Source organism: Rickettsiella massiliensis 20B, assembly GCF_000257395.1.
GTDB lineage: Bacteria > Pseudomonadota > Gammaproteobacteria > Diplorickettsiales > Diplorickettsiaceae > Diplorickettsia > Diplorickettsia massiliensis.
The window spans coordinates 1-13,922 of record NZ_AJGC01000005.1; the positions used below are offsets into that span (position 1 = coordinate 1).

At 35.0% G+C, this 13,922-nt stretch carries 20 protein-coding genes; 14 read left to right on the forward strand and 6 right to left on the reverse strand.

Going from position 1 to position 13,922, the window contains the following annotated elements; all coding sequences use genetic code 11:
- Positions 1-205 precede the first annotated feature (205 nt).
- From S3O_RS0110060 to S3O_RS0110085, 6 genes are all read left to right on the forward strand, one after another.
- The gene (locus tag S3O_RS0110060) at positions 206-439 is read left to right on the forward strand and encodes a hypothetical protein (protein WP_010598991.1); all 234 of its coding nucleotides are present in this window, start codon (positions 206-208) and stop codon (positions 437-439) included.
- Positions 440-510: 71 nt separating this feature from the next.
- Positions 511-900, forward strand: a complete 390-nt coding sequence (locus S3O_RS12845; protein WP_010598992.1) for a helix-turn-helix domain-containing protein — start codon at positions 511-513, stop codon at positions 898-900.
- Positions 900-1,757, forward strand: a complete 858-nt coding sequence (locus S3O_RS16110) for a hypothetical protein (protein WP_010598993.1) — start codon at positions 900-902, stop codon at positions 1,755-1,757. Before S3O_RS12845 ends, S3O_RS16110 begins: the two co-directional genes overlap by 1 nt.
- A 5-nt stretch (positions 1,758-1,762) precedes the next feature.
- Positions 1,763-3,622, forward strand: a complete 1,860-nt coding sequence (locus tag S3O_RS0110075; RefSeq protein ID WP_235776262.1) for a bifunctional DNA primase/helicase — start codon at positions 1,763-1,765, stop codon at positions 3,620-3,622.
- 21 nt (positions 3,623-3,643) lie between these two features.
- On the forward strand, positions 3,644-4,063 hold the full coding sequence (locus S3O_RS12855) for a DUF5681 domain-containing protein (RefSeq protein WP_010598995.1): 420 nt from the start codon (positions 3,644-3,646) through the stop codon (positions 4,061-4,063).
- Positions 4,060-4,443 carry a hypothetical protein gene (locus S3O_RS0110085; protein WP_010598996.1) on the forward strand — a complete coding sequence of 128 codons (384 nt, stop codon included), beginning with the start codon at positions 4,060-4,062 and terminating at the stop codon, positions 4,441-4,443. The genes S3O_RS12855 and S3O_RS0110085 overlap by 4 nt, the downstream gene beginning before the upstream one ends.
- Before the next feature lie 31 nt (positions 4,444-4,474).
- On the opposite strand, the gene S3O_RS0110090 is transcribed toward S3O_RS0110085, so the two are convergent.
- The 4 genes from S3O_RS0110090 to S3O_RS0110105 form a co-directional block, all read right to left on the reverse strand.
- Positions 4,475-4,939 carry a terminase small subunit gene (locus tag S3O_RS0110090; protein ID WP_083827774.1) on the reverse strand — a complete coding sequence of 155 codons (465 nt, stop codon included), beginning with the start codon at positions 4,937-4,939 and terminating at the stop codon, positions 4,475-4,477.
- A gap of 710 nt (positions 4,940-5,649) precedes the next feature.
- Positions 5,650-6,537, reverse strand: a complete 888-nt coding sequence (locus S3O_RS0110095) for a replication protein RepA (RefSeq protein ID WP_010598998.1) — start codon at positions 6,535-6,537, stop codon at positions 5,650-5,652.
- A 46-nt stretch (positions 6,538-6,583) separates the two neighbouring features.
- Positions 6,584-6,838 (reverse strand): hypothetical protein, encoded by a 255-nt coding sequence (locus S3O_RS0110100; protein WP_010598999.1) that lies wholly within the window; start codon positions 6,836-6,838, stop codon positions 6,584-6,586.
- A gap of 4 nt (positions 6,839-6,842) precedes the next feature.
- Positions 6,843-7,460, reverse strand: coding sequence for a ParA family protein (locus S3O_RS0110105; RefSeq protein ID WP_010599000.1), 618 nt, complete (start codon positions 7,458-7,460; stop codon positions 6,843-6,845).
- Positions 7,461-7,598: 138 nt separating this feature from the next.
- Between S3O_RS0110105 and S3O_RS17620 the strand changes: the two genes are divergently transcribed.
- A complete protein-coding gene (locus S3O_RS17620; protein WP_156792889.1) occupies positions 7,599-7,766 on the forward strand; it encodes a hypothetical protein in 168 nt (55 codons plus the stop codon).
- 33 nt (positions 7,767-7,799) lie between these two features.
- On the opposite strand, the gene S3O_RS0110115 is transcribed toward S3O_RS17620, so the two are convergent.
- Positions 7,800-8,105 (reverse strand): helix-turn-helix domain-containing protein, encoded by a 306-nt coding sequence (locus S3O_RS0110115; RefSeq protein WP_010599001.1) that lies wholly within the window; start codon positions 8,103-8,105, stop codon positions 7,800-7,802.
- Positions 8,102-8,482 (reverse strand): type II toxin-antitoxin system RelE/ParE family toxin, encoded by a 381-nt coding sequence (locus tag S3O_RS0110120; protein ID WP_010599002.1) that lies wholly within the window; start codon positions 8,480-8,482, stop codon positions 8,102-8,104. Before S3O_RS0110120 ends, S3O_RS0110115 begins: the two co-directional genes overlap by 4 nt.
- 130 nt (positions 8,483-8,612) lie before the next feature.
- Here S3O_RS0110120 and S3O_RS0110125 point away from each other — a divergent pair, with 130 nt between their 5' ends.
- The 7 genes from S3O_RS0110125 (at position 8,613) to S3O_RS0110150 (ending at position 13,711) form a co-directional block, all read left to right on the forward strand.
- A complete protein-coding gene (locus S3O_RS0110125; protein WP_010599003.1) occupies positions 8,613-8,798 on the forward strand; it encodes a hypothetical protein in 186 nt (61 codons plus the stop codon).
- A 201-nt stretch (positions 8,799-8,999) separates the two neighbouring features.
- The gene (locus tag S3O_RS17625) at positions 9,000-9,248 is read left to right on the forward strand and encodes a hypothetical protein (RefSeq protein ID WP_156792890.1); all 249 of its coding nucleotides are present in this window, start codon (positions 9,000-9,002) and stop codon (positions 9,246-9,248) included.
- Between the two features lie 196 nt (positions 9,249-9,444).
- Entirely contained in the window at positions 9,445-9,897 is a 453-nt protein-coding gene (locus tag S3O_RS0110130; protein WP_010599004.1) for a helix-turn-helix transcriptional regulator, read from the forward strand.
- 30 nt (positions 9,898-9,927) lie between these two features.
- The gene (locus S3O_RS0110135) at positions 9,928-10,368 is read left to right on the forward strand and encodes a response regulator (RefSeq protein ID WP_010599005.1); all 441 of its coding nucleotides are present in this window, start codon (positions 9,928-9,930) and stop codon (positions 10,366-10,368) included.
- A gap of 58 nt (positions 10,369-10,426) precedes the next feature.
- Positions 10,427-11,314 (forward strand): hypothetical protein, encoded by an 888-nt coding sequence (locus S3O_RS0110140; protein WP_010599006.1) that lies wholly within the window; start codon positions 10,427-10,429, stop codon positions 11,312-11,314.
- 31 nt (positions 11,315-11,345) lie between these two features.
- Positions 11,346-12,383, forward strand: a complete 1,038-nt coding sequence (locus S3O_RS0110145) for a sensor histidine kinase (protein WP_010599007.1) — start codon at positions 11,346-11,348, stop codon at positions 12,381-12,383.
- Positions 12,384-12,652: 269 nt separating this feature from the next.
- A complete protein-coding gene (locus S3O_RS0110150; protein ID WP_010599008.1) occupies positions 12,653-13,711 on the forward strand; it encodes a tyrosine-type recombinase/integrase in 1,059 nt (352 codons plus the stop codon).
- Positions 13,712-13,922: the final 211 nt, after the last annotated feature.

The following is a 13,922-nucleotide window of genomic DNA, read 5'->3' on the forward strand; positions in this document are numbered from 1 at the left end:
TGAAGCTCACACAATCAAAGTTGTTGCCAACCATGAATCAAGCCATATTTGGCTAAATATCTGTTTATGAATAAATTAAATATGCAATTGCTTTTATAATTCATATTTCTGTTTTATACTCTATATAGTGGTTGAAATTTTTTTTGCCACATCCTGTTGTGTAAATGGTTATTCAACGCAATAATTTAACTAACAACGGACTGTTATGTATAGTTCTTCTCAGTCTAATAATTGTCCACTTCAACCTACCCGTTACATTCCTATTCCCAGTTGGGAAAAATACCACGATTGGCCAAAGGTCGGCGGATTACGAAATTTAATTTTTTATCGCCACAAAAATGGCTTTGACAAAGTAATTAAAAGAGTCGGAGGACGTGTCTTAATTGACGAAGCGGCTTTTTATAACTGGGTTAACGAACGAAACAAGGAGGATAAATAACGAGCTATTAAATATCGTACATCTTGAATATAAAACTACTAATTATTTCAACTCTTTTTCAAAGGAATAATATGAAAAAAGACAAAGAAGGTTTGAGTACCGAAAATACTCAAACCCCAAATGATTCAAAAAATCACAGTTCTTATAGTAAATCAAAATCAAAAAAAAATAAACTACAACATCATCTATCTGAAGAAAAAACAAAACCCTCTTACAGCAATTCATTACCGACTCAAAGAATGAGATTGCTAACTAAATTCCTTCAAGGAAAAAAATTAACCACATTCCAAGCTCGCGATGAGGGAATTATGCACCCCGCAGGTCGTGTACGTGAATTAAAGCACCAGGGTTATGACATTGTTACTTACAGGGTTCGTGAGCGAGATTTAAATGGTGTTATGCACTATATAGGTCAATATATCTACAAAGGCCGCAAAAATAAGAAAAAGGAGGGTAAATAATGGCTAGAATTAGAACCATAAAACCCGAATTTTGGACATCAGCACAAGTGGTATCTTGTTCCCCTATTGCGCGTTTGTTATTTATTGGGCTTTGGTCATTTGCAGATGATAACGGTGTAAATAAAGCCTGCCTTCCATCCCTCAAAATGAAAGTTTTTCCCAATGATCTTTTTACAACCAAAGATATTGAACAATGGATATCCGAACTTATTAATGTGGGATTAATGCAATTATATGAGGCCGAAGGAAACACCTATTGGCATATCACAGGCTGGAAGCGTCATCAAAGAATAGATAGGCCAACTACACGATATCCCCTCCCTCCTGATCTCCAAGTAAACGAAACTACAATTAAAAACGAACAAGTAAAATTCGTCGAAGACTCGTCGAGGGCTCGACGAATTGTCGGAGAGCTCTCGGCAAGTAACCAACGACTAATCGACGATCCCTCGGTGACGGAATGGAAAGGAATGGAAGGGAATGGAAAGGATATATATATACGTGAAGCTGAGGCTTCACCTCGTCCTATTAATATGGCTAATGTTTCTCTATGTGAGCAACTATTTAAGCATTGGCAGCAAACTATGAACCATCCAAAAGCGAAGCTAGATAAAAAACGCCGTAAAACAATTAATCAAGCATTAGAGACTTATACGGTAGAAGACCTTAAAAAAGCGATAGATGGTTGTAGCAAAACAGCTTTTAACATGGGACAAAACGATAATAAACAACGGTATGATGATATCGAACTAATTTTAAGGGACTCGGCACATATTGATCGCTTTATTCATCAAAGCGAAGCAACGAACACGCCGGCTACTTGTTATATTCCTGAATCAATGCAGGGGGTGATCTAATGCGAATGGCAAAGGAAATTGCTCCCCTGTTGGCTCAACAGGTTGAGTCTATTGCGGCATATTTACTTCCAAATGGTAAAAGAGAAGGCTCAGAATGGCGTGTTGGCAGCATAAATGGTGAGCCTGGGAAATCATTGGCTGTACATTTAGGTGGAAATAAAGCCGGTATCTGGTGTGATTTTGCAGAAGGAACACAAACTGGAGGTGATTTACTCGACCTTTGGGCAGGTGTACGCAAAATTAGTTTATTTGAAGCAATGAAAGAAGCTGAAAGATATCTAGGTTTATCTTCCATGCAGTTTGAACCTTATAAACCAAAGAAATTTACTAGGCCTAATATCCATTTAAAATCTTTAACAAAGAATAAGGTTGATTCCCCGGTTAAAAAATATCTAATAGAAGAAAGAAAGTTAACCGAAAAAACCATAGAAGATTTTAAAATTAAAGAAAAAGGACGAAATATTGTCTTTCCTTATTGGCGAGATAATGAAATTGTCTTTGTAAAATATTTAAGCATTGATAGGGTTAATGGTAAAAAACAAATCTCAGTAGAAAAAGATTGCGAACCTTGTTTATTTGGTTGGCATTTAATTCCAAATAATGCACGTAGTGTAACACTGTGTGAAGGTGAAATTGACGCAATGACTTTGCATCAATACGGGATTGCTGTTTTGTCGGTTCCGTTTGGTGGTGGTACAGGTAATAAACATCGGTGGTTAGATTATGAATTTGACCGTTTATCTGTGTTTGATAAAATTTATTTATGCTTTGACAATGACGAAGAAGGAAAGTCCGCAGCAACTGACTTAATAGCGCGTTTAGGCGCACATCGTTGCCGATTAGTTAATTTACCTCACAAAGATGCAAACGCCTGTCTACAAGCTGAAATGACGCCATTAACGATGCGCAGCTTATTTAATGAATCAAAAACTTTAGACCCTCAAGAATTAAAACAAGCGAGCAGTTTTGTAGATGAAGTTATTAATGAGTTTTATCCACCTGATAACCAACCTTTAGGTATCTACCCTCCCTGGCAAAAAGCTAAAGATAAAATATTGTTTAGACAAGAAGAGCTTTCTATTTGGACTGGAACGAATGGTCACGGGAAAAGCCAGTTTTTAGGACACATTATTTTATCGGCTATGAAGCAAGACGCACGTGTTTGTATTGCCAGCTTAGAATTAAAACCAAAACGGTTGCTATACCGATTGACAAGACAAGCAGCGGGACTAGAAAAGCCCACGGAGGGTTATATTCGTGCTATTCATGAGTGGTATGACGATAGATTATTGATATTTGATCTTCTTGGAACAGCTAAAGCTGATCGGTTATTAGAGGTGTTTCTTTATGCTTGGAAGCGTTACCGCATTAACATGTTCGTAATAGATTCTTTCTTAAAACTCGATATTAGCGAAGACGATTATACGGCACAAAAAAGATTTATAGAGAAACTGTGTGACTTTAAGAATCAATACCCTTGCCATATTCATCTTGTAGTTCATCCTAGAAAAAATGCTGATGAACACTACCAACCTGGAAAATTAGATAATAAAGGAACCGGCGCTATTTCAGATTTAGCAGATAATTGTTTTACTGTCTGGCGTAATAAAAAGAAAGAGGACTTAAAAAGACGGCAGGAGCAAGGCTACGCGCTTAGCCCAAAGGACATGGAAGAATTGAAATCAAACGATTGCATTTGGTCATGTGATAAACAGCGTAATGGGGATTGGGAAGGAAAAATAGGATTGTCGTTTGATCGCAATTCCTTTCAGTACCTTGGCTCTCCTGATCATAAACCTACACAGTTTGTCGATTATTCATGTCCAGTAGAGAAAATTCTCTTACCGATTGTAAACAAGAACTAATTTACAGAGAAGAAGTAAAAAATGGCATTTAAAGCGGGTCAAAGTGGCAATCCTAACGGTAGACCTAAAGGGTCGATTAATAATAAAACACGTTGGGTAAAATTACTTGAGTATCATGCTGACGAGTTGATAGCGCAAGCCATTGAACTAGCTAAGTCAGGCGATGCCAATACCTTACGCTTTTGTTTGGAAAGAATCATACCTAGAGCAAAAGATAGCCCAATCAATCTAACCCTACCAAAGGAACTTGAGCAACCTAAATCCTTACTGGAAGCAGGTAACGCTATTCTGAATGGGGTAGCTAAACAGGAAATCACCCCTGACCAGGCTAAATCTTTGATGAGTGTGCTAACCGCTTATCGAGATACGGCTCTAATGGATAAATTATTCCAAGAAATTAACGAACTTAAATTATTAATCCACAGTGAGAAAATATCATGATTAAAATTAAAGCAGTTCAAAATAAATTTAATGAGCATAGGGAAAAAGCTCTTTTTGCTCTTTCGCTTCAAGAAGATAAGTTTTTTTCTATTTACGACCCCAACAAAGTTAAGAGCGAAAAGGTGAAAGAAAGAGAAAAGAATCTACTCCGTGCTGTTGGTAGTTTACAGGCTGTATATAACGCGTTAGCTAGTTTCTGTGCAAATAAAAAGCTTAATTTAACACAAATATTTAATTTTGAAGAAATGCCTAAATCTGAGCTGAAATGGTTACCGGAAAGAGAAAGTCTTGAATTAGAGTGCGCACAAAATGAACCATTAACTAATTTTGTTAAAAAAGACCTGGATAATGTTTGGGATAAAGCTAGCTTGGCTCACTAGTCTTAGTAAAAATCATTTTGTTTGCCTTTAATTAGTAGGCTTTAGTGTATTTTCTAGCCAACTCTTTTGCCTTATCGAATTGGACATCATCCATGGTCATATTGAGATTAACTTTCTTATCAGGCGCGTAATGACCTTTTATCTTATTGATTTCAGAAATAGCCCGAATAGAGCATGGTAACGCGTTGTAGTTAATTGAACCGTCGTCAGAAATACCCGCTCTAACCGTACGTACCAATTTTTCCATCACCCAATCTATGGTAATTAGAGCAGAATGAGTAGAATTTTGTTGGATGGATTTGAGGTAAACCTGACCTTCTGTTTTTTTTAAAAGTCGGCTAGCAATCCGTGAAGCACTTGTTGAGCAATATCCTGCTGCTATAGCCGCTTGCTTAGCGTCCATCTTCCCTGTCCCATTCATTTGTTTGATTAACATGTTATAGAAGGCAAACTGACGCTGTGTAAGTCCATTTGGTAAACGTGTTTCATTCGTCACTTTAATAGTCCATTGTTGACTGTCAATTGTATAAATTATACACAATTAAAAATAATTATCTCGTTTTTGAATGGTTCATAATTTAATCAACTACATTAAATTTTTGTTACTTTTGCATTGTAAAAACACAAATTTTGTTTTACATCGATTTTAGCTTCGTAGTGCTTTTATTTTTTCTTATGGCCATAACCCCATTCTCAAACAACTATAAAGTCTCTATGCGTTTAAAATCGGTCTTTAATGGCATGTCTCGATGTCTATCTATAGGTTCGTTTTCTTTTTTTATAAAAAAATTTGTAGGGCTGTGGGTATGTGGGCAATTTCCCGTTAGGGAATTGTCCATCATATCCATCAGCTTGTGAGCCGCGACTGTCGGGTAACTCGATAGAGTTATCCACAGAGAGCGGCGTACTAATACAGGTTTTATTAATACAGGTTAATACAGGTATATAAGGAGTAGCGCGACAGTTTATGCGTAAAAGCGCGACAGTTTATGCGTGAATAACTCTAAAAAGCGCGACAGTTTATGCGTGGATAACTTTTTTATCCACAGATTGAAAAATGTACAATTGTTTAATTTATGCACAGCGCAAGACAATTAATGCGTAAAGCGCGACAGTTTATGCGTAGCAAATTTTGAACAAAAACGATGTGGAAGCAACATAGACTATTCGAGAGTTTTTATAGTGAAAATTAGTAAATTGTTTGATTCATTCAATTTGAGAGATGATTTTAGCTGGCGAAATATGTGGTTTGCCTGGCTTCAGGATTATAGCTCCATTGTTTACCTCTAATTTTGCATCTTGGTATAGAGCTGTTACTTTTCTTAACTCTCTTAAAAAAGCACGTTTAAAATCCCTTTTCCCATGTTCTGTTTGTGCATAATTTGAACCAAACTGTAATTGCAAAACTTCCCAAGGAATTGAAGAATTGCGTTTTAAGTAACTCATACGATAGGTAAGCCAGCAATAAATATCTAGTGCTAATGGAGAACGTTTTAGAAGCTTTAATGCCCTTAAATCAATTGGGACTGGAAAATTTATGATCTCATTAAAGAAATCTTCATTTAATTTAAGCGTGGACTCAAAAATAGTCGTTTGCGAAGGATTTTTAGGTGACCACCACAGATTAGCGTCACTAACAGGGCTTACATTTTTTATAGCCCAATGGTTACCATTAGTGTAAGTGCAGGAAATTGAACATGCAAAGAGACGTTCCATTTGTTCTTTAAGTCTGGTGATACTACCCCATCTACCTCCTGTTGGCGCCAAATCTAATTGCGACATAAAATTGCTTAAAGATCGACCAAGCACTAGCTCTCGTTGTTTTGTTTTAACTGCTTCAGTAGAAATCCAAGCTAATAATAATCTAGGTATAGAGCCATATGGCAAGCCAATTTTAGATGGTGCCAACATCACCAGAGAGAAAGCCCCATTTTCCCTTGAAAACTCATTAGACTCTATTCTCTTATGAGGCATAGTAGCTTGTGTTAACGCTCTAGCCATATAGCCTATAGCCCCAGCTTCTTGAGCTTCTTGAGCTTCTATAGCTAAAGCGGTAGTAATTAACTTATTTAGGTTTTCTTGATTTAAAGACATATATAATTATAAATATATTTAAATATATACATATTTGCGTACGTATTTATTTATTTAATTCTTTAGCTACTATCTTTTTCAAAGCCTCTTTTACCATGCCAGTAATTGTGTCTGGTTTGATTCCGGCTCTTTTTCTTTTAAGTGCAACTTCTTTGGCTGAATAGAGTAAATCTGATTCAATCAAAAAAGTTGTCCTCTGCGTTTCTGTAGAAGTTGGGCTGTTGTCTTCTAACTCTAATTCCCTTTTTGCTTCCTGTAATCTACTTTCTTTCGATGTAGTAAGAGATGGTTTTTTTCTCATTTAACTACCCTAGTATATTGGTTAATTCTTGAGCTAACTGCTGATATTCTTGATGTGATTTAGAGTCTTTTTTGTATGTTCCGACCCATTGACCTGTTATAGCCGCTTCGACAATTTCTACTCGTTGATGTATCACTGTTTCAAATGTCTTCCCTATTTTCTTTAAGGTTTCACGTAATTGTGTTCCTACTGTTGTGCCAGACCTTACGCAAGAGGCTAATAGAATAAATGGCTTCTTAGCTTCTTCTATGAGGTCGATGGTGTCTTCAGCCGATTCTACATCTAAAGGACTAGGGGTACATGGGATAATGATGAGACTCGATAATAATGCTGCTTTTAAGGCCGGTGTCATTAACTCAGGGGCTGTATCAATAAAGACAAAATCATTTTTTTCTCTTAGTTTATCCAGGTCAGTTCTTGGCTTTTTATCAGATATTGTTGTAACAAGGGATTTTAAATGTTCTCCCCTATTAGCCCACTTATAGGCTGATCTTTGTTCGTTGTTCATATCAGCAACAGAGACCTTATATCCCATCTCACAGAAAGCCCCTGCAAGATTGATGCAAGTTGTAGTTTTACCTACCCCGCCTTTTTGATTAGTGACCGCAATGATATGTGCCATAAAATTTAATAATATGTATATACATATATATGAATGTATTTATATGTTATAAGCTATAATAGCATAAATAAATATTTATGCCGATATAAGGTTATTTTATGCGTTGCTTGTAAAGCAGACGTTGAAAGAGTAGTAATTATGGCAAAACGTAATTTATTTGAAGAACTTAGAGAAGGTATTGAAGAAATTAAATCAAATCGGTTAAATAAAAGTCAGGTTGAATATTTAGCATTAAAACGGCTAAAAAATCCTGAAAAATGTTGGACCTTAGCTGAACTAGAACAAGGTCTTGATTTGGAAAGTTGAATTCTTTTAGTAGGCAATATAAAAAACTACTATTTATGATAAGTATTTTAAACCTTTTTTCTCTACAATATTTAATAATTTTAAAGAAGTTCCTCTGGGGTGTTTTTCTCCAGTTTCCCATTTTTTTATAGTAGATGGCGTAATATTTAAAAAAGCAGCAAAAACAGGTTGGCTAACTTTTTCACGTAATCTTAGGAGTTTTATTTGCCTAGGGCTTAGTTTATGTACTGGTTCTAGGCACATTCCATCAAATGTTCTCATAGTCTCTGCATCTAATAAACCTATATCATGTAAACCTTTTGCTGATTCGTGAACTACTTTTAATATAGATTTTTTCATAGTAAAACCTCAATAAGTTCTCCAGATTTTATAGCGTGGTCAATTTTTGGCTCATCATAAGAAAAATACAATTTGGCTAATTCTTTTAAAGCATTATTCTCTCTAGGTGTTATATTTGAACGTTCATTTTTAGAAAACCCGTAAATAAAAAATGCATTATTGTTCAATTTAAAAGCAATTATAGTTCTTGCTCCTCCACTTTTACCGCGGTTATCAAGGGGTACTCTTTTCTTATAAACATTACCACCTAGATTAGCTTCATAAAGACCATTTTCTATTTCATAGATAGACTTTTTAAGGGTAAGGTCATTTAATTTTACTTCTTTTTGCCATTTGTGAAACTCCTTATTTTTGAAGATTCGCATTTTAAGCCTCATATTATTAATATACCACCTAGTGGTATATATTATCAAGTGAACCTACCATCAAATAATTTTGCTATTAATGGTATTATACCATTATACTAGCGTGTAGTTATTATTAAGTTAATGTAATGTGGATTTTTCAATGGTTAAAGCAGATAGATTTGTAGATAAAAAGGGTCATACAACTATAAGACAACTTACTATGTATTTAGATATAAGAATGTATGAAGAACTGAAGATACTATCATCAAAAAAAAGATTAAGCATGAATGATCTTGGGAGAGAAGGATTTGAATATGTATTAAATAAATACAAAAACAAAAGTTGACTAATGGTATTTTAATGGTATAGGATTGGGTTGAAAAAAGCGCTGATAGAAGGGACGGTCATCCCAACTACCAGCTAACCACAATCTACTTATTGGGAGTAAATCATGGCTAAGCCCATACTAAATCAATCCGTGCGTGTACAGCAATCATTAGAAGAACTTACCTATCAAGCCTGCCAAATTGGTGAGTAAATCCGATCCTTGGAACAGCAAACTAGTGCTTATTTGCTTCAATTAAACCACCAGCTTGATAAAGAGCGTCATCAATCCCGTACTTTTGAACCTGTTTATGATAGGGATATATTTTCCAAAATTAATGAAAGTTTTAGGTTTAAATTTAACCAAACCCTTTCAAGGCTTTTCTTAGAAACGCGTCTTTTTGAGAGTAGGTTGAACATCTATAACTCTGAGGTGACCCGTGTTCATATTAATTCGGGGGTAACTATATGAGTAAATACATCTTGTTATATACAAGATGCTATATACATCTTAATTTTTAACAAGTTTTAAGTGTTTTGATTTTACTTTAATGTATTAACTATAAGAATTTATAAAAAAGGGCGTGCTAAAAGCACACCCCCACACCCTAGTAAGTACTATCAATACTTATAGGGTGCTAACCAAAATCAACCACAGGAGTTGAATAGTGGCTAACTATAGAATATCGCTATCTGGCCTTCGTCGCCAGCTTGTTTCATCCGAAGATTGTTATTACACAGATGCAGCACGACTTTTCCTTTTTGCAGATGGTATTAAAAATGCCTCTAATCACCAGGTTTTAGACGCTAAAAAGTATCTTAGTAATACTTATTTAGGGTTATCGGTATTGCTTCACAAAGAGCTAACTGTAAGAGAACTTGAAGTTCTTTATAGAGCGTCTATTGGAGAAAGAATAGAAGATATAGCGTCTTATCTTAATATTTCTTTTAATAGAGTCACACAAATAAAGTTGGCTACTATTAAAAAACTTAATACAGAAAATTATGAACAGGTCGTCAATAGAGCAACTCGTCTTCGTCTTCTTCCCCTAGAAAACCCTAGTTTTATAAATTCCAAAGAAATAAAAACTACAAATGAGGCTGAAAATGCCTCCGCCTAAAGCCTATTTCCCCATTAAGAGTGAATAAAAATGGAATTACAACAACAAGAAATAAAATATAAAAAAATAGTAAAAGAAATTTTATTGGTAGAAAATTGTACTGTTCAAGTAAAGACACTTTGTCGTTTCTTATGGTTTTTAGAATATCAGATCGAAATAGCAACGGACGCTAAAACAGCAATTCAACTTATACAAAATAAGCCTTATGCGTTAATTATAACAAATTTAGGGTTGTCAGATAATTCGGATGAGTTGGTAGTTCAAGAAATAAGAAAATCAGAACTTAATCAGTTAACCCCCCTAATAGTTTGTACTAATAATCTTGACTCAAAGAAAGCAGAAAAATGCAAAGAGCTACGGGCGCAGGAAATTTTAATAAAACCTATTGATATAGAAACGTTAAAAAATTCGATTGAAAAATGTCTTATTAATAAAGAATCTGATGTGTGTATAGATCGTGAATTGGTATAGGTTTTATTGCACTCTAAGATATATTAGAATGGTATTTTCCTCTATATATAATAATAATATGCCAGAAAATTATACAAATAAAGTAAAATTCCATTCTAAATTACCAGAAGGGTCAATTTTAATATATGGGGTTAGTAAAGACAACGATAGACAAACAGGTAATAATTTCCAAGCTCTTGTTGATTGGGTTATTGAAAATAAAAGAAAAATATCGGAATTTAAGATAGTTTTGAGTGATTGGTTACATAGATTTTATGTTGGCGAGGAAGAATCACTATTGTGGGGTAAAAAATGGGAAGAGGATAATAGAGAATCGCTTAGTAAACTGAATAAAGCAAAGATTGCATATCAGTTAATTAATTGGAAACTGGTGATAGAGACCGAAGCCTATAAGAAAACAAAGTCAGAGATTGATGACCTTTATTATAAAGATAAGGGGTTTGTAGCCGTTGTTGAAGGATTAGCTAATAGCCATAAGCATAAAGCCGGTTTCACGGCGGCCGTTGACTACTTGTTAGAAGAATCAGCTGCAATTGCCTCATTAGGACAAGGGGTTTTAACTTACCCTTCTCATGAGCTTAATGGTGCTCTGCACTATACCTTAAGTAAACTAAATTGTGGGCCTATCTATATTGGTCATATGTTGATTCCGCCCAAATTTCGTTACGATCCACAAAAGAATTTATGCCAATCTACTTTTAAAGCCATATGCGCTTTAAATCAAGCCGGCTATAAATCAACACAAGCTAAAATAAATTTTTTTATGCAATCAATGAAAGCCTATGAAATAGAAAAAAATAATTTTAGCTTGTTTGAAAAAGAACTAACTACCCTTCAAGAACGTTGTTTTGATGAGGCTTCATCTCATCAAAGTAGAATTATGGAAGTCAGTGAGTTAGATGACGATAAATTGACCAATAGCACATTAAAACGATGTTCTATTTAATTATGTATTATAAAACCAATAGGGAATTTTTATGCTCAACGCTCCTTCTACCAAACTCATTGATTTAGTTAATTCAACTATTGTCTCTTCAGCGCTAGACGCGTTTGGTGTTAACTATAGTGCTTTTGATATAAATGGTAATGCCATTGTTCAAAATAAATCAATGGAATCAACTATCTCTAAAGGAGAAGTTATAGCAGAAAAGATTGATCAATCTGCTTGGGAAGATTGTGAAAAAATTATGAAAAGTTTGAAGGGGGAGATAACTGAAGAAGAATTTAAGGGCAAATACTATTTATCCATGAAACAACCAATAATGGAAAATAATCAATGTGTGGGGATTGTGATAATAAGCTTTGATATAAGTGAAAAAAAACAAGCAGAGCTAGCAAAAAGTGCCTTTGTCATGAATATGGCACATGATCTCCGTACACCTTTCTCTGCAATAGTAGGCCTTGCTCAATGCCAAGCAGTGTATGGATCAAAAACACCTCAAGAAGTAAAAGATAATGGGACGATGATTTATCAATCGGGTAATCAATTATTAGAAATACTAGATTCTGTCGTAGTTGCTCTTGGTAAAAATAACATTGACGATATTAAGAAGGACAAGATAGATTTATATAAGTTTGCTCAAGAAATGCAAGAACTTATAAAGCCTAATATAGTTCTAAGTAATTTAGAATTTGAATTAAAAGTAGGTAAAGATATAGGAGAAATTGTTACTGATAAAATCAGGTTGAAACAAATTTTAGCAAACCTTTTGTCCAATGCGGTTAATTTTACACCCGAAGGCAAGATTACTTTATCTTTTGAATTGATAAAACAAGATAAATTAAAAATAACAGTATCTGACACTGGTATAGGTATTTGTGAAGACGACCATGAGCGAGTATTTGAAAAATATGAAAAGATTAAGCCTTCTTATAAAAGTTCAACCTTTACAGGGGTTGGTATGGGTTTATATCTCGTTAAGCAGCTCATAGAACAATTAAATGGGAAAATCAGTTTAACAAGTAGTCTAGGCAACGGCTCGATCTTCCAAGTAGAAATACCTTTCACCGCCTAAAAATTATTTTTTTCTATCTATAAATGTTGAGGAAGACTAAGTGTCTTCCCGATATTTTTTATCTAACACAAGCGTTCATTTTTTAATCAACAAAATGTTTATTTTTAATTCAATGCCCCATTAAAGACCCTTTACTAATTTTTATTAATGTTAAACCATTATTTTATATGGTTTTGTTGTTATAAGAACAATGGATAGGCAATCTATTGTTGTTATTTTTTGTCACTTATTGTAGTCTGTAACTATCAATTAATAAGGGCAAAAATATCATGGCTGCTATCGAAAAAAGAACTACGCAAGATGGTAAAAATAGTTTTCGAGTTAAAGTCAGACTTAAGGGTTATCCAACTCAAACGGCTACCTTTCCTCGCTTGGCTGAAGCAAGACGATGGGGACAACAAACGGAATCAGCACTGCGCGAAGGACGTTACTTTAAAATCACTGAAGCAAAACGCCACACGTTAGCTGAGACCATCGATAGCTATTTAAAAAAGATTCTTCCTACCAAACCTAAAAGTGGGTTTAGCCAACAGGGGCAACTCCAATGGTGGAAAGAAACGTTAGGCCAATATACGTTAGCTGAAATCACCCCCGCCTTACTCGCTCAACAACGTGACAAACTCTTAGATGAGACCACTGTACGTCAATCAAAACGTACACCAGCGACTGTTAACCGTTACCTAGCCGCATTAAGCCATGTATTTACCGTAGCAATGAAAGAATGGTTATGGGTCGAAGAAAATCCTGTATTAAAAATAACCAAGCCTAGGGAACCGCGTGGCCGTGTACGCTTTTTATCCGATGGGGAACGCTTTAGGCTATTAGAAGTTTGCCAAACGAGTGATAGTCCTATCCTTTACACAGTCGTTGTATTAGCCCTTTCTACAGGCGCTCGCCGTATGGAAATTTTAGGCTTGCGTTGGAAAGATATTGACCTTAAACGTGGCGTTATTACGCTTCATGAAACAAAAAATGGTGAACGACGGGTATTACCCTTAACTGGACTTGCTTTGGAATTAATAAAACAACAGGCAAGGCTACGTTATTTTAACAGTGAACTAGTTTTCCCAGGAAGAGATGCTAAAAAACCAATAGATATACGCTTTCATTGGGAAGCGGCGCTATGTAAGAGTGGTATTGAAGACTTTCGATTTCACGACCTACGGCACAGTGCTGCTTCTTATTTAGCCATGAATGGCGCAAGCTTATCTGAAATTTCTGAAGTACTAGGCCATAAAACTTTACAGATGGTCAAACGTTATTCCCATCTTTCTGAAGCTCACACAATCAAAGTTGTTGCCAGCATGAATCAAGCCATATTTGGCTAAATATCTGTTTATGAATAAATTAAATATGCAATTGCTTTTATAATTCATATTTCTGTTTTATACTCTATATAGTGGTTGAAATTTTTTTTGCCACATCCTGTTGTGTAAATGGTTATCAAACCAAAAAATACAAACAACAAACGACTATGAAGGATAGCCCTCCAAAAACGAAAAAGAGTCCACTTCAACCTACCCGTTACATTCCATTCCC